Source organism: Pseudonocardia sp. DSM 110487 (assembly GCF_019468565.1).
Lineage (GTDB): Bacteria > Actinomycetota > Actinomycetes > Mycobacteriales > Pseudonocardiaceae > Pseudonocardia.
Genome location: NZ_CP080521.1, coordinates 869,502 through 895,806, shown reverse-complemented (window position 1 = coordinate 895,806; position 26,305 = coordinate 869,502). Strand labels below are relative to the sequence as shown.

General features: G+C 70.7%; 30 protein-coding genes. 13 read left to right on the top strand and 17 right to left on the bottom strand.

The window, feature by feature from the left end; all coding sequences use genetic code 11:
• Positions 1–44: 44 nt before the first annotated feature.
• Positions 45–569, top strand: coding sequence for an NUDIX hydrolase (locus tag K1T35_RS04170; RefSeq protein ID WP_220258866.1), 525 nt, complete (start codon positions 45–47; stop codon positions 567–569).
• Positions 570–922: 353 nt separating this feature from the next.
• Here the strand turns inward: K1T35_RS04170 and K1T35_RS04165 are convergent, their stop codons facing one another.
• On the bottom strand, positions 923–1,360 hold the full coding sequence (locus K1T35_RS04165) for an Rrf2 family transcriptional regulator (protein WP_220258865.1): 438 nt from the start codon (positions 1,358–1,360) through the stop codon (positions 923–925).
• Positions 1,361–1,485: 125 nt separating this feature from the next.
• Between K1T35_RS04165 and K1T35_RS04160 the strand changes: the two genes are divergently transcribed.
• Complete coding sequence (locus K1T35_RS04160; protein WP_220258864.1) at positions 1,486–2,241, top strand: SDR family NAD(P)-dependent oxidoreductase; 756 nt, start codon at positions 1,486–1,488, stop codon at positions 2,239–2,241.
• Between the two features lie 166 nt (positions 2,242–2,407).
• Here K1T35_RS04160 and K1T35_RS04155 read toward each other — a convergent pair whose 3' ends face one another.
• Positions 2,408–2,950: an SRPBCC domain-containing protein gene (locus K1T35_RS04155; protein ID WP_220258863.1), complete on the bottom strand. Its 543-nt coding sequence runs from the start codon at positions 2,948–2,950 to the stop codon at positions 2,408–2,410.
• 107 nt (positions 2,951–3,057) lie between these two features.
• Between K1T35_RS04155 and K1T35_RS04150 the strand changes: the two genes are divergently transcribed.
• From K1T35_RS04150 to K1T35_RS04135, 4 genes are all read left to right on the top strand, one after another.
• Entirely contained in the window at positions 3,058–3,999 is a 942-nt protein-coding gene (locus K1T35_RS04150) for a LysR family transcriptional regulator (protein ID WP_220258862.1), read from the top strand.
• A gap of 153 nt (positions 4,000–4,152) precedes the next feature.
• Positions 4,153–5,085 (top strand): NAD(P)-dependent oxidoreductase, encoded by a 933-nt coding sequence (locus tag K1T35_RS04145; protein WP_220258861.1) that lies wholly within the window; start codon positions 4,153–4,155, stop codon positions 5,083–5,085.
• A 40-nt stretch (positions 5,086–5,125) separates the two neighbouring features.
• Complete coding sequence (locus tag K1T35_RS04140) at positions 5,126–5,749, top strand: NADPH-dependent F420 reductase (protein WP_220258860.1); 624 nt, start codon at positions 5,126–5,128, stop codon at positions 5,747–5,749.
• Between the two features lie 19 nt (positions 5,750–5,768).
• Positions 5,769–6,518, top strand: a complete 750-nt coding sequence (locus K1T35_RS04135) for an SDR family NAD(P)-dependent oxidoreductase (protein ID WP_220258859.1) — start codon at positions 5,769–5,771, stop codon at positions 6,516–6,518.
• A 4-nt stretch (positions 6,519–6,522) separates the two neighbouring features.
• Here K1T35_RS04135 and K1T35_RS04130 read toward each other — a convergent pair whose 3' ends face one another.
• Positions 6,523–6,732 carry a hypothetical protein gene (locus K1T35_RS04130; RefSeq protein WP_220258858.1) on the bottom strand — a complete coding sequence of 70 codons (210 nt, stop codon included), beginning with the start codon at positions 6,730–6,732 and terminating at the stop codon, positions 6,523–6,525.
• Between the two features lie 68 nt (positions 6,733–6,800).
• Positions 6,801–7,265 (bottom strand): NAD(P)H-binding protein, encoded by a 465-nt coding sequence (locus K1T35_RS04125; RefSeq protein WP_220258857.1) that lies wholly within the window; start codon positions 7,263–7,265, stop codon positions 6,801–6,803.
• 81 nt (positions 7,266–7,346) lie between these two features.
• Between K1T35_RS04125 and K1T35_RS04120 the strand changes: the two genes are divergently transcribed.
• Positions 7,347–7,769, top strand: coding sequence for a helix-turn-helix domain-containing protein (locus K1T35_RS04120; protein ID WP_220258856.1), 423 nt, complete (start codon positions 7,347–7,349; stop codon positions 7,767–7,769).
• Between the two features lie 54 nt (positions 7,770–7,823).
• On the opposite strand, the gene K1T35_RS04115 is transcribed toward K1T35_RS04120, so the two are convergent.
• The gene (locus K1T35_RS04115) at positions 7,824–8,429 is read right to left on the bottom strand and encodes a TetR/AcrR family transcriptional regulator (protein ID WP_220258855.1); all 606 of its coding nucleotides are present in this window, start codon (positions 8,427–8,429) and stop codon (positions 7,824–7,826) included.
• A gap of 89 nt (positions 8,430–8,518) precedes the next feature.
• Between K1T35_RS04115 and K1T35_RS04110 the strand changes: the two genes are divergently transcribed.
• Both K1T35_RS04110 and K1T35_RS04105 read left to right on the top strand, forming a co-directional pair.
• Complete coding sequence (locus tag K1T35_RS04110) at positions 8,519–9,256, top strand: SDR family oxidoreductase (RefSeq protein ID WP_220258854.1); 738 nt, start codon at positions 8,519–8,521, stop codon at positions 9,254–9,256.
• Positions 9,256–10,395, top strand: a complete 1,140-nt coding sequence (locus K1T35_RS04105) for a sorbosone dehydrogenase family protein (protein ID WP_220258853.1) — start codon at positions 9,256–9,258, stop codon at positions 10,393–10,395. Before K1T35_RS04110 ends, K1T35_RS04105 begins: the two co-directional genes overlap by 1 nt.
• 56 nt (positions 10,396–10,451) lie before the next feature.
• Here K1T35_RS04105 and K1T35_RS04100 read toward each other — a convergent pair whose 3' ends face one another.
• Positions 10,452–10,991, bottom strand: coding sequence for a DUF308 domain-containing protein (locus tag K1T35_RS04100; RefSeq protein WP_220258852.1), 540 nt, complete (start codon positions 10,989–10,991; stop codon positions 10,452–10,454).
• 26 nt (positions 10,992–11,017) lie between these two features.
• Positions 11,018–12,016: an alpha/beta fold hydrolase gene (locus tag K1T35_RS04095; RefSeq protein WP_220258851.1), complete on the bottom strand. Its 999-nt coding sequence runs from the start codon at positions 12,014–12,016 to the stop codon at positions 11,018–11,020.
• A 263-nt stretch (positions 12,017–12,279) separates the two neighbouring features.
• Between K1T35_RS04095 and K1T35_RS04090 the strand changes: the two genes are divergently transcribed.
• Positions 12,280–13,098, top strand: a complete 819-nt coding sequence (locus tag K1T35_RS04090) for an alpha/beta fold hydrolase (protein ID WP_220258850.1) — start codon at positions 12,280–12,282, stop codon at positions 13,096–13,098.
• A 101-nt stretch (positions 13,099–13,199) separates the two neighbouring features.
• Here the strand turns inward: K1T35_RS04090 and K1T35_RS04085 are convergent, their stop codons facing one another.
• A complete protein-coding gene (locus K1T35_RS04085; RefSeq protein WP_220258849.1) occupies positions 13,200–15,920 on the bottom strand; it encodes an AAA family ATPase in 2,721 nt (906 codons plus the stop codon).
• Positions 15,921–16,020: 100 nt separating this feature from the next.
• Between K1T35_RS04085 and K1T35_RS04080 the strand changes: the two genes are divergently transcribed.
• Positions 16,021–16,332, top strand: a complete 312-nt coding sequence (locus K1T35_RS04080; RefSeq protein WP_220258848.1) for an EthD family reductase — start codon at positions 16,021–16,023, stop codon at positions 16,330–16,332.
• A 4-nt stretch (positions 16,333–16,336) separates the two neighbouring features.
• Here K1T35_RS04080 and K1T35_RS04075 read toward each other — a convergent pair whose 3' ends face one another.
• The 7 genes from K1T35_RS04075 to K1T35_RS04045 form a co-directional block, all read right to left on the bottom strand.
• Positions 16,337–18,727, bottom strand: a complete 2,391-nt coding sequence (locus tag K1T35_RS04075; RefSeq protein ID WP_220258847.1) for an excinuclease ABC subunit UvrA — start codon at positions 18,725–18,727, stop codon at positions 16,337–16,339.
• A gap of 31 nt (positions 18,728–18,758) precedes the next feature.
• Positions 18,759–18,971: a hypothetical protein gene (locus K1T35_RS04070; protein ID WP_220258846.1), complete on the bottom strand. Its 213-nt coding sequence runs from the start codon at positions 18,969–18,971 to the stop codon at positions 18,759–18,761.
• Between the two features lie 3 nt (positions 18,972–18,974).
• Positions 18,975–19,385 (bottom strand): VOC family protein, encoded by a 411-nt coding sequence (locus K1T35_RS04065; RefSeq protein ID WP_220258845.1) that lies wholly within the window; start codon positions 19,383–19,385, stop codon positions 18,975–18,977.
• Between the two features lie 5 nt (positions 19,386–19,390).
• Positions 19,391–19,837 carry a helix-turn-helix transcriptional regulator gene (locus K1T35_RS04060; protein WP_220258844.1) on the bottom strand — a complete coding sequence of 149 codons (447 nt, stop codon included), beginning with the start codon at positions 19,835–19,837 and terminating at the stop codon, positions 19,391–19,393.
• A gap of 186 nt (positions 19,838–20,023) precedes the next feature.
• The gene (locus K1T35_RS04055) at positions 20,024–21,760 is read right to left on the bottom strand and encodes a heme peroxidase family protein (RefSeq protein WP_220258843.1); all 1,737 of its coding nucleotides are present in this window, start codon (positions 21,758–21,760) and stop codon (positions 20,024–20,026) included.
• Between the two features lie 220 nt (positions 21,761–21,980).
• Positions 21,981–22,841 (bottom strand): alpha/beta fold hydrolase, encoded by an 861-nt coding sequence (locus K1T35_RS04050; protein WP_220258842.1) that lies wholly within the window; start codon positions 22,839–22,841, stop codon positions 21,981–21,983.
• 132 nt (positions 22,842–22,973) lie between these two features.
• On the bottom strand, positions 22,974–23,717 hold the full coding sequence (locus K1T35_RS04045; RefSeq protein WP_220258841.1) for an SDR family oxidoreductase: 744 nt from the start codon (positions 23,715–23,717) through the stop codon (positions 22,974–22,976).
• A gap of 58 nt (positions 23,718–23,775) precedes the next feature.
• Between K1T35_RS04045 and K1T35_RS04040 the strand changes: the two genes are divergently transcribed.
• Entirely contained in the window at positions 23,776–24,249 is a 474-nt protein-coding gene (locus K1T35_RS04040) for an Rrf2 family transcriptional regulator (protein WP_220258840.1), read from the top strand.
• A gap of 31 nt (positions 24,250–24,280) precedes the next feature.
• Here K1T35_RS04040 and K1T35_RS04035 read toward each other — a convergent pair whose 3' ends face one another.
• Together K1T35_RS04035 and K1T35_RS04030 are read right to left on the bottom strand one after the other, a co-directional pair.
• On the bottom strand, positions 24,281–24,895 hold the full coding sequence (locus K1T35_RS04035; protein WP_220258839.1) for an FAD-binding oxidoreductase: 615 nt from the start codon (positions 24,893–24,895) through the stop codon (positions 24,281–24,283).
• Between the two features lie 152 nt (positions 24,896–25,047).
• The gene (locus K1T35_RS04030) at positions 25,048–25,626 is read right to left on the bottom strand and encodes a TetR/AcrR family transcriptional regulator (protein WP_220258838.1); all 579 of its coding nucleotides are present in this window, start codon (positions 25,624–25,626) and stop codon (positions 25,048–25,050) included.
• Positions 25,627–25,701: 75 nt separating this feature from the next.
• Between K1T35_RS04030 and K1T35_RS04025 the strand changes: the two genes are divergently transcribed.
• Positions 25,702–26,301, top strand: a complete 600-nt coding sequence (locus K1T35_RS04025) for a class I SAM-dependent methyltransferase (RefSeq protein WP_220258837.1) — start codon at positions 25,702–25,704, stop codon at positions 26,299–26,301.
• The last annotated feature ends 4 nt before the right edge of the window (positions 26,302–26,305 follow it).

Genomic DNA, 26,305 nt, shown 5'->3' with positions numbered 1-26,305 from the left:
AAATAAGCCCAGCACCAGTCTGTGGGCCAGCGGGAGGAGCGGTCATGGAGCGAAGCCAGCGCAGGCCTACCGATCTCGACGCTCGCCAGATCGCTGTCCGTGTCGGCGATGACGAGATCCTGGTGTCGTGGCACGCGCCGAACATGCCGCCCGAGGGCCAGGCTCACGGGGCGGAAGGCATCTGCGTCACGGACACCGCAGATGTCGTCGTGATCAGCCGCGACGGACGACGATGGGAGCTACCCGCCGGCCGGCGGGAACACGGCGAGACCTGGGAGCAGACCCTGCGACGAGAGGTGCGCGAGGAGGCGTGTGCGACCGTCGTCCGAGCTCGCCTGCTGGGCTTCTCCCGCGGCGAGTACGTAGCGGGCCGACAATCCGGGACCGTGCTCGTTCGCTCGATCTGGCGGGCTGACGTCACGGTTGACCCGTGGGACCCGCGACATGAGATCCCCTTCCGCCGGGTGATGCCAGCGGCCGAGATCGAAGGGGCGCTCGACATCGCGAGGCACCCCTTCGCCCCGATCGTCCGTCGCGCCTTGCATGAGGCTGGCGTCGCCGAGTGCTGAGTCGACGGGAGTAGTCGGGCAGCGTCTGCGCCAACCATCCGGGGAGTGTCGGGCGAGAACCGGCGCGTCTGACCACGCGGCAACCCGCTGAACCGCAACCCTGGCCCGGTGCTGGTTACCGGCCACGTCGGACGGGTCGAGTCGCGGGAGACGGGCCTGCGTGGCGGGTGGCCTTTCCACGCGGTTCGCTGCGGGTTCGGGTTTAGCCAGCATCGACGCGATCAGCGGCAAGCGTCGCTACCTCGTCGAAAACCGTGCCAGCCGGACCCGAAGGCCGCCGCCGAGGCTGAGAAGGTGCGCAGACGGCTGGTCAGCCATGTCGCTCTCGCAGGTTGGTAGAACACCCGCCGCCGCTAGGAGCGCGGTACCGCGAGGACGTCCCGGAGCACGTCCTCCATCGTGACGTGGGCCAACTCGGCTCTCAGCGTCTCCTCGATGCCCCCGTAGATGCCCTGCATCGCCGGCCGGATGCCGTAGCCCACCACGCACCCCTGGTCCGGGCTGGCGCGGTGCATGGCGAACAGTGGACCGGGCTCCACCGCGTCGTACACGTCGAGCAGAGTGATCGACTCCAGCTCGCGCGCCAGTGACCAGCCGGCGCCAACGCCACGCCGGGACTTCACGAGCCCCGCCTTGCGCAGCTCGCCGAGCAGCCGCCTGATCACCACGGGGTTGGTGTTCGCGCTGCCCGCGATCTGCTCGGACGTGGCCACCTCATGGCCCCGGCGCTGGTAGAGGCCGATCCAGGCCAGCGCGTGAGCGGCGATGGTCAACCTGCTGTTGGCGCTCACGAACCCTCCCCTCGGCTGTAACGCGCCATGTTACGACCGCGCTGTCGTAACAACAACAGTTGCGACAGTTAGTCGTAACAACTAGCGTTACGACTACCGAATGATCGAACAGCGAGGTGGGAAGAATGAACGAACCGCTCACTGGCAAGGTCGCCCTGGTCACCGGAGGGTCCCGCGGACTGGGAGCCGCCACCGTCAGGCTCCTGGCCGAGCAGGGCGCCGACGTCGGGTTCACCTACGTCAGCTCGGAGAAGCAGGCACAGGCCGTCGTCGACGAGGTGCGTGGCACGGGCGCGAAGGTCGCGGCCTTCCGGTCCGACCAGGCGGACACGAGCGGGGCGCCGGCGCTGATCGACGAGGTGGTCGCGTACTTCGGCGGCCTGGACATCCTCGTCAACAACGCGGCGATCTCGACGGAGCAGGGCCGCACCGTGGACGACCCGGATGCCGACACCGCCGCGCTGGACCGCATGCACGCCACGAACTACCTCGGCGTGATCGCGATCATCCGGGCCGCCTCCCGGGTGCTGCGCGCGGACGGCCGCATCATCACGGTCAGCTCGGGACTGGGCAGCCGGGTCGGCATCCCCGGCGTCGCCGACTACTCGGCGACCAAGTCCGGGATCGAGCGGTACACCATGGGCGTCGCTCGCGACCTCGGACCCCGGGGCATCACGGCCAACGTGGTGGAAGCCGGACTGATGGAGAGCGGGATGGAACCGCCCAACCCCGAGGTCCTCAAGACGCTGCTCAGCGCGCTGTCGCTGCAGCGCATGGGCCATCCGCAGGAGATCGCCGCCGCGATCGCCTTCCTGGCGAGCCCTGCCGCCTCGTACGTCACGGGCGCGGTGCTGGACGCCCACGGCGGCTACAACGCCTGACCCGAAGGCCGCTGCCGGGCGGGACATCGCCGCCGTTCGGCACCCTCCGCGATCACACGCAGAGCGGCGGGGCCGGTTGAGGTGAGCGCGGCATCCGCGTCCGGCTTCCCGCCGGCCGCGGGTGCCGCGGTCGCGATGACGACGAAGTTCGCGCGGTGCGCTTCGCCTACTGGCGTTCGCCACCCACCGCGCCCTCGGATCTCATCCGATACGAGAGCCACCACCCTCGGTGGCGACCTTGGCGAGCGCCGCGAGCAGTCTCTCGTGTGCGCCAGAAGCCGTCGGGAGCGTTCTTCGCCAATTCGATCCAGAATGAGCCCTGCATCGTCTCTTCGGTCCAGAGGTGACATCCCGTCGGTGTGGGAGTGATGATCCAAGCGTGATAGGCCTTGGCCGCATCCGAGGCTTTGGGGTAGCCGCCCCAGGCGATGCGCGTCATGGGTTCGAACTCCTGTACGGACGCGAAGACGTCTTGGCCGGCCAGATTCGTTTCGAACCGCGTGCCGAGACGCAGCGAGTCGTGACCGTCGAGCAGCTGGACATGTTCGACGCCCGGGTAGAAGTCGGGCCACGCCTTGGGATCGACGAGCAGGGACCAGATCGTTTCGGGAGAGGCCGCGACCTCGAGCTCGTTGGTGAAGTGGATCGGGGACTGACTGGGAGTCATGTCCGCCGGCCAGTTTATTGCTTCAAACACGTCGATCTCCACACGTTGGACTGATACGCCGTTCCTGTCCGTCAGTGCAACGGCCGGGCGGCGAGCAGTTCTTCCCGTACTTCAATCGATAAAAGTACGATTTATGATAGATTTTGCTCATGCCAAGCCTGAGGGCGTTCGAGTGCCTGCTCGCCGCCGCTGATCTGGGGTCGGTGACCCGCGCCGCGCGGCACCTCCATCTCTCGCAACCTGCGATCTCACATCAGCTGGCAGCTCTCGAACGCGAGGCCGGGACAGCACTCCTGACGCGCGACCGCCGCGGCGTGCGCCTCACCGCCGCTGGGCGCGCAGCGCTGCCCGAGGCGCGTCGGGCGGTGGCCGCGGCCGGCGACGCCATCCGGCTCGCCCGCGCGGTCGGGCAGGGAGTCGGAGGCATCGTCCGGGTGGTGTGCGCGCAGAGCCTCACGGTGGCGTTGCTGGCGCCCGTACTGGCCCGCTGGAACCTCGACCGCCCCGACGTCGTGATCTCCCTCCGGGAGAGCACGGACCCGGAATCCGCCTTCGCCATGCTGGAGGCCGGCGAGACCGACCTCCTGCTGTTCCCCGACCTCGGCGGCGCGGGGTTCGAGACGACCACGGTCGCCGAGGAGGAGATCGTCGTAGCCCTCCCGGCACAGCACCCACTCGCCTCCCGGCCAGCCATCCGGCCACGGGATCTCCAAGGACAGCCGTTCGTGCACTTCACGCCCGAGAACAGGCTCGGCACATGGATCGAGAGCCACCTCGACGATGTCGACCTGCGTGGGCCGGCAGTGGTTCGCACCGCCGTGACGACCCACGCGCCCCAGCTGGCGGCAGCGGGGCTGGGCGTGACCGTCGTTCCGGTCAGCGCCATCACCGCCGGCTTCGCAGGGGCGGTCCGCCCCTTCGAGCCTCGATGGAAACGACGCCTCGTCGCCATCACCAAGACCTCGCGCGACCCACTCGCCGCCCAACTGGTCAGTGATCTTCGCAGCACCGGTCTTCGGGTACCGACCGACATCGCACAGCAGCTTGCGCCGGCCGAGGAATCGTCCGCCGAACTCGACCCGGGGCTTTGAGGTCGACACCGGATCATTCAGAAATTTTATCGCTGTCCCCCAAAGTATCGATGTTGTCGAGGGAATGCTCGAGGCTCGCCGCTTGCTCCAGCTCACGACGCTCTCGTCGCCCCATGGCGAGCGAGGGACTTGTAGCGGACGAAGGGGAGTCTCATGGCGCGGGTTTTCGTCACCGGCGGTTCGGGGTTCATCGGCCAGGTGCTGGTACGCCGGCTCCTCGACGAGGGGAACGCGGTACGTGTTCTGGTCCGCAGTGAGGCGTCGGCAGCGAAGGTGTCGGCGCTGGGCGCAGTGCCCGTGCGGGGCGAGTTGACCGACCCGGCCACGTGGCAGGACGAGGTCGTGGGCAGCGACGTGGTGTTCCACCTCGCTGCCGAGACGGACATCGCCGCTGACCGTGAGCGCCATCAACGTGTCTCGGTTCGCGGGACCCGGGCAGCGGTCGATGCGGCCCGCCACGCGCAGGTTCCACGGTTCGTCCACTGCGGTAGCGAAGCAGCGCTCCTCGCAGGCGACCCGCTCGTGGACGTCGACGAGACCGCGCCGCTTCGGCCGGACTCGGAGGCCGCTTACTGTGCGGCGAAGGCCGATGCCGAGAAGATCGTGCTCGACGCGAACGCCCCGGGCTTCGCCACGGTGTCCATCCGTCCGAGGTTCGTCTGGGGACCCGACAGCATCCTCACCGACGGCCTGGTGGCCGCGGCCAAGGCAGGGCAGTTCGCGTGGATCGAAGGCGGCCGGCACACAACTGACATCACGTTCGTCGACAACGCCGTCGAGGGCCTTCTGCTCGGATGGCACCGCGGCCGGCCGGGCGAGGCCTACTTCGTGACCGACCAGCACCGCGTCATCCTGCGTGATTTCCTCGAGGCGTTGTTCGACATCCACGGCGTCGACACGCCGATTCCCGACCTGGACGCCGAGACCGCCACCCGCGAGGTCCCCGTGCCCGCTCGATGGTTTCTCGGGCAGCCGTGCACCCTGCGGGCGGACAAGGCCGTAGCAGAGCTCGGATACGAACCAATCGTTTCGCATGCTGCCGGCCTGGACGCGGTCCGGAATCACGTAGCTCTCGCCAGCGCCTGAAATAGTTCCGAACTTTCCGCCAACGAAGGAAGCACACATCATGACGAAGATCAGCATCATCGGCCTGGGGACCATGGCCCGCACGTTGGGTGTGCGAGCCAGCGGCGCGGGTCACGACGTGCAGATCATCGGCCGTGACGCGGCCAGGGCTGCCGCGCTCGCCGCCGACCTCGGCGGGACCGCCACCGCGAGCGCCGTCGGCGACGCGCCCACCGGCGACATCGTCATCCTCGCCGTGCCCTACGCCGGCGCGGCATCGATCGTTTCCGACTACGGGCCGGTACTGGCCGGCAAGGTCATCGTCGACATCAGCAACCCCTTCGATTCGGCGCACACCGGGCTGGTCACACCGCGCGACAGCTCCGCCGCCCAGGAGATCGCCGCGGCGGCCGCCCCGGGTACGACGGTCGTCAAGGCGTTCAACACCCTGTTCTCCGGCGTCCTTGCGGCCGGTGAGACAGCGGGCCATCCCGTTGACGTGTTCATCGCCGGTGACGACACCGATGCGAAGGCAACGGTCTCCTCATTCATCGCGAGCCTCGGGCTGCGCCCACTGGACACCGGCGACTTGACGTTCGCGCATTGGCTGGAAGGCATGGGTCTGGTGATCCTCGGCCAGGGCATCCGGCACGACGATTTCTCCCTCAACATCAAGATCCTGTAGCGCGAGAAAGGGAATCATCATGGACCAAACGCTCACCGGCCGCACCGCTCTCGTCACCGGCGGGACCCGCGGCCTGGGCGCGGCCACCGTCCGCGCCCTGGCCGCGCGCGGTGCCTCCGTCGCCTTCAGCTACGTCCGCTCCAGCGCCGCCGCTGAGTCGCTGACCCGAGAGATCCGCGCCGGTGGTGGCGCGGCCGAGGGGTTCCAGGCCGACCAGGCCGACGCGGCGGCCGCCGCCGGCCTGGCTCGGCGGGTCCTGGACCGCTTCGGCGCACTCGACATCCTGGTCGCCAACGCCTCGATCGACGCCTTCGGCCGGGTCGACGACCCGGACCGGGACGAGGAACTGTTCGATCGGTTCTGGGCGGTGACCCGGGCCGGACTGATGGCCACCGTCCGGGCCGCCGCGCGAGTGATCTCCGACAACGGCCGGATCATTCTGATCGGCTCCGGCCAGGGCGTCCGGGCCGGCATGCCCGGTGTGGCCGACAACGCCGCGTCCAAAGCCGCCATCGACGGTTACACCAAGGGATTGGCTCGTGATCTCGGCGCACGCCATGTGACCGCGAACGTGGTGCACGCCGGACCGATGGCCACCGACCTGGTCGCCGGCAACCAGGAGAAGCTAGGGCCGTTGATCGAGCGGCTCTGCCTGCCCCGGTGGGGCACCGTGGACGAGGTCGCGGCCGCGGTGACGTTCCTCGCCGGACCGGACGCCGCGTACATCACCGGCGCCTCGCTGGACGTCGACGGCGGCTACAACGCCTGAGCGCTCATGCCGTTGCGGGCCGCGCACCTGCCGCTGTCCGGCTGCGCACTGGTCTCGTGGCAGAGGCGATCGAGACGGCCGTGGTCAATGGGTCGCTGACCGGGCGGCCGAGGATGTCGGCGAGATCGGGGCCGGTGCCGTCCAGGAAGCCGTGCCGGATGCCGGTGGCAATCGATACGAGCATGGGCGGCTGGAACGGCAGCAACTCCGGCATCCCCTCGAGCAGCCTGCGCCGGTACTCGCCGAGGCCGATGGTGCGGCGCGGGACCCCGAGCCCGTCGGCTACCTGCGATGCCGTGATCGGCGTGCCGACCAGATCGTAGGTCTGCCCGCTGGCTGTGCCGGATCCGCCGCGATGATCGCCGCAGCCTCGGCGAGGTCCGCACGAGCGACCGCGGCCATGGCTCCGTCGCCGAATGCGGACTCAACCCGGTCGCCGGCCCACGTCAGCAGACCGCCGAAGAGCTCGGCGTACAGACCGTTCCGCAGGATCGTCCACGGCACGCCACAGGTGCGCACGAGCCGTTCGGTCGCACGGTGCGCCAGTGCGAAGCCGAGGTGGTCGCCTGCACCGGTCAGGCTGGTGTAGACGACGTGCCGCACGCCGTCTCGGACGGCGGCATCCAGGGCAGCCGTGTGCCGCGCGATGACCTGGTCGTCCTCGGCATACCCGGCGGAGATCAGCACGAGGGTCGATACACCAGCAAGGTCGAGGCTGGAGCGGTCGTCGAAATCGAGCCGCCGCATCCCGTCACCCGGGGTGCGGCTGCGTCGCGGTCGCACCGCGGGCATGCAGCGCCCCGCCACCGCCGACAAGGAGGCAGTTCGATGTCACTCACGCACACCGGGGTAACCCCCCAACCCGCCGACCTCGACCCCTGCGGCCGCGAAGATCACCCGGACTGCGGGATCCGCGATATCCAGGACCGCGTCGGCGACAAGTGGTCGGTACTCGTGATCGTCGAACTCGCCGGCAGGCCACGCCGCTTCCGCGAACTCCAGCGCGCGATCGACGGCATCTCCCAGCGCATGCTCACCCTCACCGTGCGCAGGCTGGAACGCGACGGACTCGTCGTCCGCACCGTGTACCCGACCGTCCCGGCCCAGGTCGACTACCGCCTGACCGACACCGGGGCCAGCCTGACCCACCTGGTCAAAGCGCTCGCCGACTGGTCTCTCACCCATCGCCCCGTCATCGCGGAGGCCCGCCACCGGTACGACCGGACCCACCCCGACCACGACATCCGGTAACGGCCGCGAGCACGGCGACCTCGCCGCGCCGCGCCGGCTTCGCCGAAGGCCCGGTCACGCTCCTCGCGGTGCCGCCCCGTACAGGGCGTGGTCGACGAGGGGCTCGACGATCGACTCGTCGAAGGGCACCTTGAGCACGAGGAGCCGGTGGTAGCAGGCGCCCCACAGGTGGTCGACGATGATGTCGAGGTCGGCGTCCGTGCGCAGCTGACCCTGCCGCTGAGCGACCCGCAGGCGCTCCCGGGCGAGATCGCGCCGCGGGAGCGCGTAGCTCTCCGACCAGGCGCGGGCGAGGCTCGGGTCCATCTGGGCTGCGCCGATGAGCTCGGACACGGGCTTCTCGGCCCCGTCGTCCTTCAGCCAGCGGACGAACGCGCGGAGCTGGGCGATCAGGTCGGCTCGCACATCGCCGGTGTCGGGGAAGTCCAGTACCCGTCGGCTCTGGGCGAAGTAGGCCTCGGCTGCGAGCGCCCCCGGAGACGGCCACCACTTGTAGAGGGTCGTCTTGCTGGATCCCGCCTCCGCCGCCACGCGATCGAACGTGATCGCCTGCATGCCGTCGTGCAGCAGGATTCGACCGGCCGCCGCGAGCACGGCGCCGCGCACCTCGGCGGCGGGCCGTCGCCCCCGACCCCGCCGCACCGGTGTGACGTCGGTCATACCGCCTCCTCATTTATGGACTGATTGTTCATTTTGGGGCGTAGCCTTGTATGTGAACCAACCGTCCATATCTTAGTGGAGGCAGGACCATGGCCACCAACGCAGAGCGGGTCGCGCTCGTCACCGGCGGTTCCGGCGGCATCGGGCGGGCGGGTGCCGAGCGCCTCGGCGCCGACGGCTTCGCCGTCGTGGTGCACTTCGCGGGCAATAAGGACCGCGCCCATGAGACGGCGGACGCCGTGACGCGTGCCGGGGGCCGAGCGGTCATCGCGGGCGGGGACGTCGCGGACGAGGCGGCGATGGCCGCGGTGTTCGACGTCGCGGAACGCGAGTTCGGCGGCCTCGACGTCGTCGTCCACACCGCGGGCATCATGCCGCTGGCACCCATCGCAGAGATGGATCTCGACACCTTCGACCGCGTCCAGCGCACCAACGTCCGCGGGACGTTCGTCGTCGACCAGCTCGCCGCCCGGCGCGTGCGGGGCGGGGGCGCGATCATCAACTTCTCCACGTCGGTCACCCGGCTGCAGATCCCGAGCTACGGCGCCTACGCCGCGTCCAAGGGAGCCGTCGAGGCGCTGACGCTGATCCTCGCGCGCGAGCTGCGCGGCCGCGACATCACGGTCAACGCCGTCGCGCCCGGCCCCACCGCGACGCCCCTGTTCTTCGAGGGCAAGAGCCAGGAGGTGATCGACCGGATCGCGGGGATGAACCCGATGGAACGGCTCGGTACACCGGAGGACATCGCCGAGGCCGTCGCGTTCCTCGCGGGGCCCGCCCGCTGGGTGAACGGTCAGGTCCTCTACGTCAACGGTGGGGCCGCCTGATGAACGGCCGCTCGTGGTCACGTGCGGCAGTCGCGGCGTCGATCGCCATCGCCGTGAGCGGCTGCTCGGGCGCTCCGGAGCAGCCGGTGACGACGCCGGCCCGGTCCGCGCCCGCGAGCACCGCACCGATGGGCCCGGTCGCGACTCTCGGCGAGCCGATCGAGCTGACGACGGGTCTGGAGGCGCCATGGGGGCTCACCTTCCTCCCCGACGGCTCGGCGCTCGTTTCCGAGCGCATCAGCGGAGAGATCCTGCGCATCCCGGCGGAAGGCGGCGCTGCGCGGAGGGTCGGCGTCGTCCCGGGCGTGCACGCGAGCTCGGAGGGAGGACTGCTCGGCATCGCCGCGTCCCCCGCGTTCGCGACCGACCGCACCGTCTTCGCGTCCGTCTCCGGGCCGGACCAGAACCGGATCGTCGCGCTCACCATCGCCGAGGACCACGGCTCCCTCACCGCCGACCGGGTGCTGCTCGACGGCATCCAGACCGCGGACCGGCACCACGGCGGCCGCATCGTCGTCGGGCCCGACGGGCACCTCTGGATCGGGACGGGGGACGCCTTCGAGCCCGAGAACGCCGCCACCGACAACTCCCTCAACGGCAAGATCCTCCGCATCGCGGTCGACGGCTCCACCCCCGACGACAACCCCGGTCCGTCGCCGATCTACTCCAGCGGGCACCGCAACGTCCAGGGGATCGCCTTCGGGCCCGACGGCACGTCATACGCGTCCGAGCTCGGGCATCGCACCTGGGACGAGGTCAACGTGCTGCGCGCCGGCGCCGACTACGGATGGCCCGCGACCGAGGGCATCGCCGGGTCGACGGGCGAGGCCCCGATCGCCACCATCCACCCCGACGAGGCGAGCCCGTCGGGCGTCGCGTACGCCGAGGGCTCGCTGTGGATCGCGGCACTGGGCGGCAGGCGTCTCTGGCAGCTCCCCGTCGAGAACGGCATCGCGAACGCCGACCCGATCGCGCACTTCGTGGGCGACTTCGGCCGGATCCGCACGGTCGAGGTCGCCCCTGACGGAGCGCTGTGGATCATCACGTCGAACACCGACCGCGCGACCTGGGGCGGCAGCACCCCCCGCACTGGCGACGACCGCATCCTGCGCGTCGAGGTGCGCCACAGCCCTCCGTAAGAAGATCATCGCTCAGTTCCCGGTTGCCCACGAGTCGCCGGTGAGCGCGGATCCGATCAGACCTGCGCGGTGTGCCGGCGCTGCCGCCACGCCAGGCTCGCGGCCTGCAGGACGAAGAAGATCCCTCCCGCTGCGGTGTAGACGACCAGCATGGTGAGTGCGGGGGCATCGCCGAGGGCGGCGGGCAGGTACGTCGCACCGGCGATGACCGAGAGGGCACCGGCGATCAGCATCGGCCACTGACGGCCCAGGTCCGTGCCGCGGCGGCGGATGGCGACGCTGAACTGCGCGATGCCGGACACGATGGCCCAGACGCCGAAGGCGAAGAGCACGGCTCCGACGCCGCCGAGGGCCGCAAGGCCGAGGGCGAGTGCTGCCAGTGCGCTCAGCGCGGTGTTGAAGATCTGCAGCATGCGGGCCGGAGTACCAGGGTCTTCGCGGGCGTCGAGCAGCGAGGCCACGACGTCGACGAGCGGGTAGACGATCAGCAGGACGACACTCAGGGCGGTGAGCGAGCCGCTGACCGCCGAGAAGCCCACGGCCCAAGCGATCGCGACGAGACCGCGGATCAGGTAGATGCGAAACAGGGGGGACATCGGATTTCCCGCTTTCTCGGAGCTTTTCAGAGGTGGGCCGCGTCGATGACGGCCTGTGCGAACGCTTCCGGCGCCTCTTGCGGCACGTTGTGACCGATTCCCTCGAGAATCCGGTGCTCGTACCTGCCGGTGAACTTGTCCCGGTAGGCCTTTCCGTCCACGTTCGGGCCGTCGAAGTCGCTGGCCACGGTGATGGTCGGTACCGCGATCTGCGGGCCCGTGGCGAGCTTCTGCTCGAACGCGTCGTACCGCGGCTCGCCAGGGGCGAGGCTCAGCCGCCAGCGGTAGTTGTGGACGACGATGTCGACGTGGTCCGGGTTGTCGAAGGACGCCGCGGTGCGCGCGTAGGTGGCGTCGTCGAAGTTCCACGTCGGGGACGCGGCCTTCCAGATGAGCCTGTTGAAATCGTGCCGGTTCTCGCGGTAGCCGATGACACCGCGCTCGGTGGCGAAGTAGTACTGGTACCACCATCCGTACTCGGCGGCCGGCGGCAGCGGCTTCAGGTTCGCCTGGAGATTGGTGATCAGGTAGCCGCTCACCGAGACGAGCGCCGTGCAGCGCTCCGGCCACAGTGCCGCGACGACGTCCACGGTCCGCGCACCCCAGTCGAACCCGGCGAGGATCGCCGAATCGATCCGAAGGGCGTCCATCAGCGCGACGATGTCGAGTGCGACAGCCGATTGCTGGGCGTTCCGGACGGCGTCCTTCGACAGGAACACCGTGGGGCCGTATCCGGCCAGGTAGGGCGAGATGACGCGGTATCCCGCCGCCGCGAGCGCCGGCCCGACGTCGATGAAGCTGCCGGGGTCGTACGGCCAGCCGTGGACCAGCAGCACCACCGGGCCATCGGCGGGCCCGAACTCGGCATACCCCACGCTGAGGCGGCCCGCGTCGATCTGCTTGATCGGGCCGAGGGAGGCGTTCGCCCCCGAAGCCGGACGAGCGGGCGTCGACGAACAACCCGCCAACGACGGCGCCGCCAACGACGCGGCGATCGCCTGCGTGAATCGTCTCCTGCTGATCATCCGACCTCTCCTGTGCGCCGTTTCGCGGCGACGCTATGGAGGAGGAGAGTCGCGCGGCGACCGTCGACCGACGCCATCGGTGTACGTCACGTGCGATGACGTACACCCATGACGTCGTCCGACGGGCGCGACCGCCGGTTCCGGGTTCTTAGCGTGGCACGAACCCGATGAACCGGAGGATCACTGATGTCCGAGACCGCGTACACCGCGGTGGCCACCTCCACCGCGGAAGGCCACCGTCGCCTGACCGGACGGGAAAGGCGATGAAGAACCCGATTCCTCTGCTTGCGGCCGCGGCGGCGATCGCCGTCGCGGCCCTGACCGCCTGTGGCGCGCCGGGCGACGTGGCTGCCGTCGCACCTGCCTCCGCGACGGCGACGACCGCCGGACCGAGACCCACGATCGTGCTGGTGCACGGCGCCTTCGAGGACGCCTCGTCCTGGAGCCCGGTCGTGAAGCGGCTCCAGGCCGATGGCTACCCCGTGTTCGCCCCCGCGGTGCCGCTGCGCGGTGTCGCGGCCGACGTCGGCGCGATCGAAGGAGCCGTCGCCGCGATCGAGGGGCCGAAGATCCTCGTCGGGCACTCCTACGGCGGTCTCCTGATCAGCGAGCTGGCGAACCGGACGCCCGACGTCACCGCACTGGTCTACGTGGCGGCGTTCATCCCGCAGGCCGGCGAGATGGCGGGACAGCTGAACTCGCAGTTCCCCGGCTCGCTCATCGGCCCGACCAGCACGCACACCGTCGACGGCCCGGACGGCCCCGAGCTGTACGTCAACCCGGAGAGCTTCGCGGCCCTCTTCGCCGGCGGTCTCCCCGCCGCGGATGTCGCGGCGTCCGCGGCGGAGCAACGGCCGATCCTGGCGTCGGCGTTCGACGAGAAGATCACCGCTGCGGCGCCCGCCGGCATCCGCAAGCACGCGATCGTGGCTACCGAGGACAAGGCCATCTCACCGGAGGCGGAGCGGTTCGAGGCCCAGCGGGCCCAGGCGGTCGTCACCGAGGTCCGGTCCCCGCACGCAGTGCCCGCCGCGAACCCGCAGGCCGTCGTCGACGTGATCCACCAGGCTGCAGCCGGCTGAGCGGCCACACCCGCACGTCGAGTAGCGCCTGGCCCCAGGGCCCTCCCGGTGGTCGAGTAGCGCCGGCCCGTCAGGGCCGGCGCGGCGCTGGGGCGCCGTCCCTACTCGACCACCGGGAGTGTCTCGAGCATCCTCCCCAGCTCGGCACGGGAGCTCACGCCCAGCTTGGGGAAGATCCGGTGCAGGTGCGTGCCCACAGTGCGGTGGGAGAGGTAGAGCCGCTGCCCGATCTCCTTGTTCGTCAGCCCCTCTGCGGCGAGCCGGGCGATGCCGAGCTCGTGCGGGGTGAGCCGGTCGCGCGCGTCCGGATCGCGGTTCGGGCTGGACTCCCCCGCCGTGCGCAGCTCGCGCCGCGCCCGCTGGCTCCACGCGAGAACGCCGAGGGCGTCGAAGGTCTCCCGGGCCGCGCGCAGGTGCGTGCGCGACTCCACCACCCGGCGCTGACGTCGGAGCCACTCGCCGAACGCCAGCTGGAGCCGGCCCCGCTCCATGGGCCAGCCGGACAGGTCCTCCCGCAGGGCCGCCCGGAACAGCTGCTCCGCGTCCTCGTTCGGCGCGAGCACCGCGCGGGCGTAGCGCAGTCCGACGTGCAGGGCCGGGGAAGGCGTCGACGCGGCGAGCGACTCCAGGCCGGCCATGATCTGCCGCATCTGTTCGGTCCGGCCGGCGCGGACGGCCGCCTCCGTGAGCTCCGCGACGCAGTAGGCGCGCAGCGCCAGCTGGTAGGCGGGGTCCGTGGGATCGAGGATGCGGCGAAGATCGTCGAACGCGTCGTCGAACCGCCCCTCGCCGAGGGCGGTGAGACCGCGCGCGAGCGCGACGGTGGCCAGCACCGGCCGGGCCCCCGCGGCGAGGCTCACCCGTTCGGCCTCGTCGGCGAGCGTCCTCGCCTGCTCGTGGTCGCCGCGGAGCGCCGCGATCTCGGCCTGGACGGCGGTGGCGAGGCCGCGCATGAACGGCTGGCTCGTCTCCCGCGCGAGGCGGGCGCCCTCCGCCGCGATCGGCGCGGCCGTTGCGAGATCGCCGAGCCGGACGAGGCTCCACGCCTGGACGGCCAGTGCCCGTGCCAGCAGCCCGAGCCTGCCGTCCGCGCGGAAGCCCGGCGCCGCGGCGGCGGAGAACGTCGCGGCCAGGTCGAAGGCCCCGATCTGCAGCGCCGCGCTGCCGAGGAAGCGGTCGACCTCCGGGTCGGCGCCTGCCACCCGCGCCAGCCTGCGCAGGCTGTGCAGGACCGTAGTGCCGCGGTCGAACGGCGCCACGTACGCGGTGACCGCGACGCGGCGCGGGTCCTCGTCAGCCGGGAGCAGCCGGTCCGCCACCGCGAGCAACGAGCGGCGCGCGACCGGCCCGGGTTCGGACCAGAAGCACCGCATCGCGGCTCCCCACAGGACCCGGGCCGCCAGCTCGGCCTCCCCGTCGTCGGCGACCGCCGTGGCCAGCTCGCCGAGCTCCGGGACCCGCGAGTCGTCCTCCCGCACGCCGTCCTCGAACCCGCTGAGCAACCAACTGGCGGTGGCTCGCTGCTGGGCGGACAGCTCCAGCGTCCGGGCGTCTCGCACCAGGTGCTCGGCCGACTCCCGCCGTCCCGACTCGACCGCCAGCTGGGCCGCGCGCAACAGCCGGTCGGCCCGGCGGACGGGATGCTCGCTCAGGCGGGCCGCCTGCTCCAGCGCCGCCGTCGCGGCCGCGACCCCGCCACGCAGCAGCGCCCTGTCGGCGGCTCCCTCCAGTTCGACGGCCACCGTCTCGTCGGGCTGGGCGGTCGCGGCCGCCCGGTGCCACGCGCGGCGGTCCGGCTCGGCACGCAGGACCTCGGCCAGCGCCAGGTGCGCCTGCCTGCGGGCGGTGAGGTCAGCCGCCCGCGGAACGGCGGAGCGCATCAGCGGGTGCCGGAACACGACGGCGCCGTCGCCGAGCTCGACCAGCCGGACGTCGACGGCAGGCGCCAGCACCTCTGGCTCGGCCGTCGCACCGAGGACGAGGCTGGTCGCGGCGAGCACCTCGGCGACCGACGTCCCGTCGTCGAGCGCCGAGACCAGCACGGCGGCCCGGGTGGGTGCCGGCAGGCCCGCGAGCCGGGCGGTGAACGCGGTCTCGAGCCGATCGGTGAGCGGCAGCACCGGATCGAGCACATCGAGCCGGCGGACGGCCGCCGGCAGCTCGGTCAGCGCAAGCGGGTTGCCTGCGGCTGCCGCGAGCAGCCGCACCCGGACCGCGGGCGGCACGGCAGGGGCGACCGCGTCCAGTACCTCGCTCGCGTCCTCATCGGACAGCCGGTCGAGGTCCATGGTGGAGAGCCCGGCATCGTCGAGCGGCGTGCGCACGCTGTCCCGGGCCGTGGCGACGACCACCACGGGCTCGGACTCGATCCGGCGTGCCACGAAGGCGAGCGCGTCCGCGCTTGCGGGGTCGAGCACGTGCACGTCCTCGGCGACGACCAGCAGCGGCTTTACGGCGGCGTGCTCGGCCAGCAAGGTCAAGGCGGCGAGACCGACGAGGTACGCGCCCGGCTCCGGGGCGGCGGCCATGCCGAGCGCCGACCGCATGGCGTCCCGCTGCGGCGCGGGCAGCGCGTCGATCCCGGAGCGGATGGGGTGGAGCAGCTGGTGCAGCCCCGCATAGGGCAGGTTCTGCTCGGCTTCCGTGCCGGTCGTCGTGAGCACTCGCACGCCCGACACCGACGCGGCAGAGACGACCTCGCGCACGAGCGCGGACTTCCCGATACCCGCCTCACCCCGGACGATCATCCCGGTTCGCCCGCCCGGCTCGTCGACGAGCTCGACCAACTCCTTCAGCTCGGGTTCCCGCCCGAGAAGGGGCATTCCGCACTCTCGCCTTCCGTCCCACGTCGTGGAAATGTCGTGTCCCCGGACGTCATCGATTCGCTACAGATGACTCCTGTCCCCGCGGCAAGGAGGTCTCGTGTTCCAGGTCACTGTGCTCTACAACCACCCCGAGGACCCTTCCAAGTTCGACGAACACTACGACGAGGTCCATGCGCCGCTCGCCGCCACGATCCCCGGCCTGCAGCGCTACACGGTGACGAGGCCCGGACCGGGCCCGGACGGCACGTTGCCCCCGTACTACCTGGTGGCGGTGATGGAGTACGAGTCCGAGGCGGCCTACGGCGCGGGCATGGCGGGACCGGAGGGCCGGGCGACCCGGGCCGACCTGGCCAACTTCGCGACGGCAGGCGTTGCGGTACTGGCGGGGCCGGCCGGCTCCGTCGTCTGACCGGTCACCCGCCGACGTACGCCGCGAGGTGCTCGCCGGTGAGCGTCGAGCCGGTGGCGACGAGGTCGGAGGGCGTGCCCTCGAACACGACCCGGCCACCGTCGTGGCCGGCACCGGGACCGAGATCGATGATCCAGTCCGCGTGCGCCATGACCGCCTGGTGGTGCTCGATGACGATCACCGACTTGCCGGAGTCGACGAGCCGGTCGAGCAGGCCGAGCAACTGCTCGACGTCGGCGAGGTGCAGGCCGGTGGTCGGCTCGTCGAGGACGTAGACGCCGCCCTTCTCGGCCATGTGGGTGGCCAGCTTGAGCCGCTGCCGCTCGCCGCCGGACAGCGTGGTGAGCGGTTGGCCGAGGGTGAGGTAGCCGAGCCCGACATCGGCGAGCCGGTCGAGGATGGCGTGCGCGGCCGGTGTACGCGCCTCGCCCGCGCCGAAGAACGCCTCGGCCTCGGCCACCGACATCCCGAGCACCTCGGTGATGTCGCGGCCGCCCAGCTTGTACTCCAGCACAGCCGCCTGGAACCGCTTCCCCTCGCACTCCTCGCAGGTAGTGGAGACGGTTTCCATGAAACCCAGCTCGGTGAAGATGACGCCTGCGCCGTTGCAGGCGGGGCATGCGCCCTCGGAGTTGGCGCTGAACAGGGCAGGCTTCACGCCGTTCGCCTTCGCGAACGCCTTGCGGATAGGGTCGAGGAGGCCGGTGTACGTCGCCGGGTTGCTCCGGCGCGAGCCGCGGATCGCACCCTGGTCGACCACCACCACACCGTCCCGGCCCGCCACCGAGCCGTGGATCAGCGAGCTCTTGCCCGAGCCGGCAACGCCGGTGACCACCACGAGCACGCCGAGCGGGATGTCGACGTCGACGCCCTGCAGGTTGTGGGTGCTGGCGCCACGCACCTCCAGCGCCGCCGACGGCGTCCGCACCGACGGCTTCAGCGACGCGCGGTCGTCGAGGTGGCGCCCGGTGATCGTGTCGCTCGCCCGCAGCCCGTCGAGGGTGCCTTCGAAGACCACCTCACCTCCGCCGGCGCCGGCACCGGGGCCGAGGTCGACGACGTGGTCGGCGATGGCGATCGCCTCCGGCTTGTGCTCGACGACGAGCACCGTGTTGCCCTTGTCCCGCAGCTGCAGCAGCAGGTCGTTCATGCGCTGGATGTCGTGCGGGTGCAGGCCGATCGTGGGCTCGTCGAAGACGTACGTGACGTCGGTGAGCGACGAGCCGAGGTGGCGGATCATCTTGACGCGCTGCGCCTCGCCGCCCGAGAGCGTTCCCGAGGGCCGGTCGAGCGAGAGGTAACCCAGCCCGATGTCCACGAACGCGTCGAGCGCCTCGCCCAGCGCCGTGAGCAGCGGCGCGGCCGACGGTTCGGCCAGCCCGCGCACCCATCCGGCGAGGTCGCGGATCTCCATCGCGCATGCGTCGGCGATGCCGATCCCCTTGATCTTCGACGACCTCGCCGCCTCGTTGAGCCGGGTGCCGTCGCAGTCGGGGCAGGTGGCGAAGGTCGCGATCCGCTCGACGAACGCGCGGATGTGCGGCTGCAGCGAGTCGATGTCCTTCGACAGGTACGACTTCTGGATCTGCGGGATCAGGCCCGCATAGGTCAGGTTGACGCCATCGACCTTGATCTTGGTGGCCTCCTTGTAGAGGAGGTCGTGCCGCTCCTTCTTCGTGAACCGACGGATCGGCTTGTCCGGGTCGAAGTAGCCGCAACCGCGGTAGATGCGCCCGTACCAGCCGTCCATGCTGTAGCCGGGGATCGTGAGCGCGCCCTCGTTGAGCGACTTGTTCTCGTCGTACAGCTGGGTCAGGTCGATGTCGTTGACCGTGCCCCGGCCTTCGCAGCGCGCGCACATGCCACCGTGGTAGACGGCGCCCCGCACCACGGTCCGCTCTCCCTTGCCCTTCTCCGTGACCATGGAACCGCTCGCCCTGCGGGTCGGGACGTTGAACGAGAAGGCGATCGGCGGCCCGACGTGCGGCAGGCCGAGCCGGCTGAACAGGATCCGGAGCATCGCGTTTGCGTCGGTCACCGTGCCGACCGTGGAGCGGGGGTTGGCGCCCATCCGCTCCTGGCCGACGACGATCGCCGTCGTCAGCCCGTCCATGACGTCCACCTCGGGCCGGTCCAGCGTCGGCATGAAGCCCTGCACGAACGCGCTGTACGTCTCGTTGATCAGCCGCTGCGACTCCGCGGCGATCGTGTCGAACACCAGCGAGCTCTTGCCCGACCCGGAGACACCGGTGAACACGGTCAGCCTGCGCTTCGGTATCTCGACGCTGACGTCCTTGAGGTTGTTCACGCGGGCGCCGTGCACGCGGATCAGGTCGTGGCTGTCGGCGACGTGCAACGCGGGCGACCGCGTGTCGGTCCTCGTGGCCGTGCTCATCGTGTCTCCAGTGGTGGGTCGGGCCGGGCGCTCAGCTCTGGACAGCGGCGCGCCGCTTGGCGGCGTACGGCAGCACGAACATGTACAGGCCGGTGAACATCAGCAGGAAGAGCGGCACCAGCGGCACGTAGAACACCCAGAAGGGCAGGATCCCGGTCAAGGCGACGAAACAGATGGCGACGGTCAGCGTGAAGGTGATCGACAGCCAACGGTGGCTCTGCCGCACCCACTTGTTCCACGTCATGGCTCAGCTCACCTGGAAGATGCGGATCATGTTGCCCGCGGGGTCGCGGAAGGCGCAGTCACGCACGCCCCACGGCTGGTCGGTCGGCTCCTGGACGACCTCGGCATCGCCTGCCTGCAGCCGCTCGAAGGTGCCGTCGAGGTCCTTGGTCGCCAGGTTGATACCGGCGAAGGTGCCCTTGGCCATCATCTCGGTGATGGTGCGGCGCTCGTCGTCGGTGATGCCGGGGTCGGCGGCCGGCGGGTGCAGGACGATGGAGGTGTCGGGCTGGCCGGGAGGTCCGACGGTGAGCCAGTGCACCCCGCCGTACTCGACGTCGCCCCGAACCTCGAAGCCGAGGGTGTCGCGGTAGAAGGCCAGTGAGGCGGCGTTGTCGTTGTGCGGGAGGTAGGCCTGGTGAATGGTGATGTCCATGGCGGTCACGTTAAGTGCGGCTCAGGGGCGCGTGCTTCTCGATTCCTGACCGGTCTGCTCACCTTCTTCGCGACGCACGGCGGCATCCCCGCCATCTCGTCCGCGGCCCGCTGCCGGTAGACGCTGGGCGGCACGCCCACCAGCTCCGTGAAGCGGGTGCTGAAGGTGCCAAGTGACGAGCAGCCGACCGTGAAGCAGACCTCGGTGACGCTGAGGTCGCCGAGGCGCAGCAGCGCCATCGCGCGCTCGATCCGGCGCGTCATCAGGTACGAGTACGGCGACTCGCCGTACGCGAGCCGGAACTGGCGGCTGAGGTGTCCTGCCGACATGTTCACGCCGCGGGCGAGCGCCTCGACGTTCAGCGGCTGCGCGTACTCCCGGTCGATCCGGTCGCGGACCCGGCGCAGCCGCGCGAGGTCGCGCAGGCGCTCCGTCTCAGCGGATCTGGTCATCTGCCAGATGGTGCCACGCCGCGCCTACGGCGAACCGAAACGAGGCGGTGGAACAGCTCGCGTCCGCCGACCGCGTGGTGCTCGACGAGATCGGCCTGATGGGCCCGCCGGGGTCGAGGACGAGGCGAACGCGAGCATGGTCGGCACCCCGTCACCGCGACCGGCGACGGGGTGCAGCGGGCCGGGTCAGCCCAGCGGGAACAGGCTGGATTCGACGCCCTGGACAGCGGTGAGCAGCAGGTGGACCATCCTGAAGGTGTCCGGGTCCGGGCCGAACGTGGGCCGCCACGAGGGGTCCCGGACGATGGAGTGAGTGCTGCCCTCCATCGCGCGGTGGAACACTTCGGCGACGATGCGCCCGCCGACCCCGGTCAGCTTCCCACCGGCCAGTTCGGCCTCGCGCAGGATGTAGAACCACAGCGGGGTGTGCTCGGCGAAGAACGCCTTCTGCCCCTCGGTGAGCCCCGCCTGGCCGTCGGGCGAGGTCGGGATCACCGCACCGCCGCTGCCGTTGATGATGTCCTCCGGCTTCAGGACCTCGACCTCGAGCAGACCGGCCATCTGCTGGCCGGTCGCCAGGCGCACCATGCCGGCGCGGGTGAGGTTGCGGAACGCCAGGTTCAAGGCGCGGTCGACCGCGCCGGGGAGCTCGGGGCGGCCTCCGAAGGCGCCGAGCGGCAGCTTGCCGAGCGGGTCGACGAGCAGCGTGTCGATCCGCTTGGCCATGTTGATGCCGTCGGCCGGCACCAGATCCGGGCGATCCGCGTCGCGGAAATCGAAGAGCCGGCGGAAATCAGCGATCCAGTTGCTCGGCAGCCGCTCCAATCCGGGCGAGTTGGGATCGTTGATGTCACCCGTGGGGGAAAGGTTCCCGCTCGTGCCGCTGAACCGGAACAGCAGATCGAGCAGGCCCGGGCCACCGGGGCCGGCTGTCCTGAACACGCGGTTCCATTCGTACGACTCCCGCACCATGCTGTGTCCGAACCGGAACGCGGCCACCGAGAACTCCACCGGCATCGTCGGTGTGTCGCCGGGCCGGACGTAACAGCGACTAGGGCCGGGGCGCTTGAGGTATGCCTTTCGATACAGATCGGGGTCGTCGTCCTGGTACGGCATCGGGATTTCGAAGAACCGGCGGCCGTTGGTGAAGACGTCGTCCACGATCGCCTCGTCGACGATCCTCGGCAGGAAGTCATGGCGCAGCATCCACTGGTAGTGCTTGACCACCGACTCGCGCGCCTCGGCGAACAACAGCGAGCTCGGGGTGCCGTCGCCCACGAGCTTCGCCACGACCGCGTTGTGGAACTTGATGAACATGAGGTGGGTCTGCGCCACCGCGAGGTTCTCGTCGTTGCGGAGGTCGGGGATGACCGCCGCCCGTCGTTCTGCCGGGGTGGACCCCTGCCCGGACCGGAGCAGGTCGAAGCCCTGCTGGTCGCTGTTCGCGACCGAATCGCCGGGTGGGAAGTTGACCCCGATCGTGGCCCCCAGCCGCAACCGCACCCCGTCAGGCTCGTAGAACCGGGATTCGCGGCCTGGGCCCAGCCCGTACAGCGAATCGAGGTCGAGCGCGGGCGAACGACCCTGGAGCAACTCGGCCACAGTGACGTCCTGGCCCAGGTGAACGGCGGTCTTGTCGAGCGTGAGGTCGTGGTCGACGAACTGGCCCAAGTAGGTGAACCCGGCCGGGATGTCGGAGTCGGGATCGGCGGCGACGTCCGTGGTCATCGCCACGGCGACGTCCTCGTTGATCTGGCGTTGGGTATCGTCCGCCGGCTCGCCGAGCGGGCCGAGACGGGAGAACCGGAACTTGCGCAGGGCCGCCACCGTGGTCGGATCCTGACGCACCGACACCTCATCGCGCCTCGCGGTGTACACACCCTCACCAACGATGTAGAAATTGTCCCGACCGTGCCGTTTCATACGCTTCTCCTCGGCCCACGAATCGGCGCGACAACAGACGGCTCCGCACGTGATCGTCACGTGTGCGCAGGATGGCCGGGCAGATCTATTGCGCGCCTCAACTACCCGGCAGTCCCGCGTTCCTGCGATCAGCGCCGCCGGGTAGATCACTCGGACCGTAGCACCGGGCGACACCGGACCGGAGTACGCAGAATTGCGTACTCCATCTTCGGATGAAGGATCATCCGAGGACATCACCCAGCCTGCGCGCGAACGCCTCGGGCTGACCGGGGTAGCCGAATTCGTCGCCCGCGAAGCCGCCGTGGTGGCTCGGGAACACCGTGACCTCCTGGCCGAGCAGCTCGGCCGTCGCCTCCGCGGTGCGGCCGGTGAAGGTGTTCCCGGTCTCCTCGCCCACCGCGATCACGACCCGGGTGGGCGCCGCGGCGAGCGCGTCGACGTCCGGCCGGTAGCTGCTGACCGCCCACGACCGGTCGGAGAGCAGCGGGTCGTCCCGCGTGCCGTCGTCCTCGGTCGGCATACCGAACGCGGCCGGATCCGCCGCGGGTTGCGCGAAGTAGTCCTCGGTGAACTCGCCCGGCCACGACGTCATCGCGATGAAGGCCGCCATGCCTGCGCCGGAGCCCTTTGCCTCGTAGGCGTCCCGGAACCCGGCCCTGGCGCGCTCCGCGGCGGCTGCGTCCGGCAGGACCGGGATGAGCGGTGGCTCGTGGGCCACGAGGACGGTCACGTCGTCGGGGTACGCCGCCACGAGCGCGAGCGCCGTGACCGCGCCGCCGCTGCTCGCGAACATCTCGACGGGCCCCGCCCCGAGCGCCTGGATCAGGGCGTGGACGTCGGCGGCCTGCACGTCCGGGTCGTGGTCGGTCCTGCCGTCCTTGCGGTTGCTGCGACCGAGACCGCGCGGGTCGTAGGTCACGACGGTGCGGTCGGGGAGGTGCGAGGCCAGCGTCGCGAAACCGTCGGCCGTCATGGGCTGGCCGATCATGACGAGCGGCGGGCGCCCGCCTGCGGGCGGCAGCGGGCCGCGGACGTCGTAGACGAGGTCGGTCTCGGGGGTCTCGAGTGTGTAGGTCGTCACGGCAGCTATGACCTGCCAACGGTCGAGAACTCATCGGCCCCCCGGCTCCGGTCTGCGGAGACGGGCGAATCCGACCCGAGAACGCGCCGAATGCTGATCACGCCGCACCTCAGCACCGCGGCCGGGTGCCGCTCAGACCGACTTCGCGAGCCACTCGTCGAAGGTGGTCGGCGCGATGCGGGCACCGTCGCCGGGCAGCAGCACATTGCCTGCCATCCCTGGCCCGAAGAGGCCCGACCACGTCGGCACCAGCTTGATCGCCCGCCCGCGCGCGTGGAGCGTGCGCCGGGCCATGTCGACGAGGTCCTGCGGCTCCGGGCCGGCAACATCGGCGTAGCGGCCCTGCGGTTCACCCACGGCGATCTCGGCGAGGATCTCGGCGACGTCCGCAGGCGCGATCGGCTGGACGAGCAGCGGGGCGATGGTGGCGACGCCGTCCCGCTCGGTCCAGCCCGCCACCATCGCGGCGAAGTCGTGGAACTGCGCGACCGGCACGATCGTCCACGGCACCGGACCCGCGGAGACCAGGCGCTCCTGCTCCCGCTTGCCCGCGTAGTGCGCGTTGCCCTCGACCTGGTGGATCCCGACGATCGAGAGCAGCACGTGGTGCTGCACGCCCGCCTTCTCCTCGGCGGTGAGCAGGTTCGCGGTGGTGGCGCCGAAGTACGCCACGGTCGCGGCCTCGTCGAACGAAGGCCCGTTGGTGGCGTCGACGACGGCCTCGACCCCGGCCAGTGCCACGTCGAGCCCCTCGCCGGTGGACAGGTCGACGCCGAGCGAGCGGCTGATGCGCACGACCTCGTGACCGCCCTGTTCGAGGGCGGCGACGGTGAGTGCTCCGATGTTGCCGGTTGCCCCGGCGACTGCGATCCGCATGCCGCCGACGCTATCTCGGACTAAATAGATCCGCAATATCCGCGATAGGATGTGACGCGTGAAGCTGCCCGTGAGCACCGAGTGGGTCCTGCACTGCGCCACCACGCTTGCGCAGCTCGAGCCGGGAGCCACCGCGTCGGCGAAGCAGCTCGCGGAGTACTACGACATACCAGGGCCGTACCTCGCCAAGCAGCTCCAGTCGCTCGTCAAGGCCGGTCTGCTGGCCGCGACCACCGGTCCCCGCGGCGGGTTCCGCCTCGCCCGACCCGCGTCCGAGATCACGCTGCTGCAACTCGTCGAGGCCGTCGACGGCGCTGCCTCGCCCTACGAGTGCCGCGAGATCCGCCAGCAGGGGCGCGGCGCGCTGCCGCCCGAGGACTGCCGCGACACGTGCATCCTCGCCCGGAAGATGGCCGAGGCGCACGACGCATGGCGGCGACACCTCGGCGCGACCACGCTCGGCGGCATCCTCTCCGAGCTGCCCCCGACGGCGCCTGCCCGCACCCGCTCGCGCCTCACGGCTGGTCGCTGACGCCCTCGATCGGGCGCCCGATACCGTCCCCCTAGCGGAAGAGAGCGAACTCCATCGCAGTGATGATGCCGAGGCCGACGTCGCCGGGATCGCTCGCGCACAGGAGCCGGAACAAGCGCGGATCGCTGCCGGCCGTGACGTGGCGGAACTCCCCGTCGGCGGTGACGACCTGGACCGAGCGGACGTGACCTGCCGTCCATCCGTGCGTGCGGCCGACGATCCCCGTCCCGGGATATGACGGAACCAGCGGGGCGAGGCCCAGCTCGGCGGCCCGATCGACGACGTCCGGCCACAGCACGCCTGCCTCGGCGATCGCGGTTCGGCTGACCCGGTCGAGGTGGACCCGGTTCATGCGGCGGGTGCTGACGAGCACGCCGCCTTTCGGGCAAGCCCGGTGCCCGGGTGCCGTCACGGCGAGCGGAAGCCGGAAGTCGGCGGCGAACCGCACGGCTGCCTGGACGTCCGCCGGGTTCGCCGCCCCGACCGTGATGTCGGGTTCGTGCAGGATCGTGGCATCGGGGCAGGACAGCTCGTCGGCGAGTCCCGGGTCGCCGGCAACCAGCACCGGCCCCTCCGTGACGCTCGCCAGCGCTGCGACGTCCTGGGGCGTGAAGCCGGGATCCCATCCGGCGGAGTGATAGTTCACCGTTGGCCACCTCTGTCGGCGCGGTCCGGTCTGGTCCGGACCTCCGCCTCATCGACGATCGGGACGAGGCGAAATCGACACGCCGGCGGGGTCGCCGGGTGGTGGGCGGCCGTTACGGGCGACGTGTCGTCCGACTGGTTCGCTATGCAAACTCAATCCGGACGCAGGCCGGCCATGGTGACCGTGACCAGCCGCTGGACCGCCGCCCTCGAGCGGAGACCACCGGCCGCGCCGAGGGCGTGCAGGCAGTAGTCGGCCAGTTCGGCGGGCGGGATGTCGCCGCGGACGTCGCCTGCAGTCACGGCTTCCGCGAGCAGGTCCCGGATCAGGTCGTGCACCTTCCGTAGAGCGGGTTCGAGGTGGCGGCCCTGACGGTGCAGCAGGGCGACGAGGTCGCGGTCGTGGTGCTCCCGCGACACGTGGGAGAGCAGGGCGTAGGCCTCCAGCACGGCGGCCAGGCGCTGCGCGGGTTCGCCGCCGCGGTCACGGATCTCGACCAGCTGCGCCAGGTGCGCGCCGACCTGGCGCTCGTGCCATGCGGCCAGGATCGATTCGACGTCCGGGAAGTACTTGTACAGCGTGGCCCGCCCGATCCCGGTCTCGGCGGCGATCCGCGACATCGTGACCGCGAGCAGCCCGTGTTCGGCCACCAGTGCCGCGGTGGTGTCGAGGATCGCGTCGCGCACCTCGCGACGGTGGGCCTCGATCGTCTGGTTCCACAGCTTCGGCACCACCGAACCATACGCGACGACCGGTAGCCGACACTGCGCATTGACAGAGACACTTTGTCTCGCAAAGCTGAGGTCATGACACCGCATCACCCGCAGTACCGGAGTCCGGAAGACCTCTACGCCAGCCCGCCGCCGTGGGACATCGGCCGGCCCCAGCCGGCGTTCCGGGCGCTCGCCGAGGCCGGCGCGATCGCGGGGCGGGTACTGGACGCCGGTTGCGGAACCGGGGAGCACACGCTGATGTGCGCCGAGATGGGGCTGGACGCCACCGGCGTGGACCTGGCAGGCAACGCGCTCGAGACCGCAGGCCGCAAGGCACGCGACCGCGGGCTCCCCGCCAGGTTCCTGCGGTGGGACGCCCGCAACCTGGGTGAGCTCGACGAGGTCTTCGACACCGTGCTCGACTGCGGCCTCTTCCACATGTTCGACCCCGACGACCGCGCCGCCTACGTCGCCGGCCTGCGCTCGGCGACCCGGCCCGGTGCCCGGTACTTCATGCTCTGCTTCTCCGACCGGCAGCCCGGCAACGAGGGGCCACACCGGCTGACCCGCGCGGAGATCACCACCGCGTTCGCCGACGGGTGGCGGCTCGACGCGATCGAACCGGCCACAATCGAGATCACGATCGATCCCGAGGGCATCCGCGCGTGGTCCGTCGCCGCGACCAGGAACTGAGCAG

Coding starts and splice junctions, on each gene's coding strand:
- K1T35_RS04170 (WP_220258866.1), top strand. CDS start 45: ATGGAGCGAAGCCAGCGCAGGCCTACCGATCTCGACGCTCGCCAGATC.
- K1T35_RS04160 (WP_220258864.1), top strand. CDS start 1,486: ATGAACGAACCGCTCACTGGCAAGGTCGCCCTGGTCACCGGAGGGTCC.
- K1T35_RS04150 (WP_220258862.1), top strand. CDS start 3,058: ATGCCAAGCCTGAGGGCGTTCGAGTGCCTGCTCGCCGCCGCTGATCTG.
- K1T35_RS04145 (WP_220258861.1), top strand. CDS start 4,153: ATGGCGCGGGTTTTCGTCACCGGCGGTTCGGGGTTCATCGGCCAGGTG.
- K1T35_RS04140 (WP_220258860.1), top strand. CDS start 5,126: ATGACGAAGATCAGCATCATCGGCCTGGGGACCATGGCCCGCACGTTG.
- K1T35_RS04135 (WP_220258859.1), top strand. CDS start 5,769: ATGGACCAAACGCTCACCGGCCGCACCGCTCTCGTCACCGGCGGGACC.
- K1T35_RS04130 (WP_220258858.1), bottom strand. CDS start 6,732: ATGCCGGAGTTGCTGCCGTTCCAGCCGCCCATGCTCGTATCGATTGCC.
- K1T35_RS04125 (WP_220258857.1), bottom strand. CDS start 7,265: ATGCGGCGGCTCGATTTCGACGACCGCTCCAGCCTCGACCTTGCTGGT.
- K1T35_RS04120 (WP_220258856.1), top strand. CDS start 7,347: ATGTCACTCACGCACACCGGGGTAACCCCCCAACCCGCCGACCTCGAC.
- K1T35_RS04115 (WP_220258855.1), bottom strand. CDS start 8,429: ATGACCGACGTCACACCGGTGCGGCGGGGTCGGGGGCGACGGCCCGCC.
- K1T35_RS04110 (WP_220258854.1), top strand. CDS start 8,519: ATGGCCACCAACGCAGAGCGGGTCGCGCTCGTCACCGGCGGTTCCGGC.
- K1T35_RS04105 (WP_220258853.1), top strand. CDS start 9,256: ATGAACGGCCGCTCGTGGTCACGTGCGGCAGTCGCGGCGTCGATCGCC.
- K1T35_RS04100 (WP_220258852.1), bottom strand. CDS start 10,991: ATGTCCCCCCTGTTTCGCATCTACCTGATCCGCGGTCTCGTCGCGATC.
- K1T35_RS04095 (WP_220258851.1), bottom strand. CDS start 12,016: ATGATCAGCAGGAGACGATTCACGCAGGCGATCGCCGCGTCGTTGGCG.
- K1T35_RS04090 (WP_220258850.1), top strand. CDS start 12,280: ATGAAGAACCCGATTCCTCTGCTTGCGGCCGCGGCGGCGATCGCCGTC.
- K1T35_RS04085 (WP_220258849.1), bottom strand. CDS start 15,920: ATGCCCCTTCTCGGGCGGGAACCCGAGCTGAAGGAGTTGGTCGAGCTC.
- K1T35_RS04075 (WP_220258847.1), bottom strand. CDS start 18,727: ATGAGCACGGCCACGAGGACCGACACGCGGTCGCCCGCGTTGCACGTC.
- K1T35_RS04070 (WP_220258846.1), bottom strand. CDS start 18,971: ATGACGTGGAACAAGTGGGTGCGGCAGAGCCACCGTTGGCTGTCGATC.
- K1T35_RS04065 (WP_220258845.1), bottom strand. CDS start 19,385: ATGGACATCACCATTCACCAGGCCTACCTCCCGCACAACGACAACGCC.
- K1T35_RS04060 (WP_220258844.1), bottom strand. CDS start 19,837: ATGACCAGATCCGCTGAGACGGAGCGCCTGCGCGACCTCGCGCGGCTG.
- K1T35_RS04055 (WP_220258843.1), bottom strand. CDS start 21,760: ATGAAACGGCACGGTCGGGACAATTTCTACATCGTTGGTGAGGGTGTG.
- K1T35_RS04045 (WP_220258841.1), bottom strand. CDS start 23,717: ATGCGGATCGCAGTCGCCGGGGCAACCGGCAACATCGGAGCACTCACC.
- K1T35_RS04025 (WP_220258837.1), top strand. CDS start 25,702: ATGACACCGCATCACCCGCAGTACCGGAGTCCGGAAGACCTCTACGCC.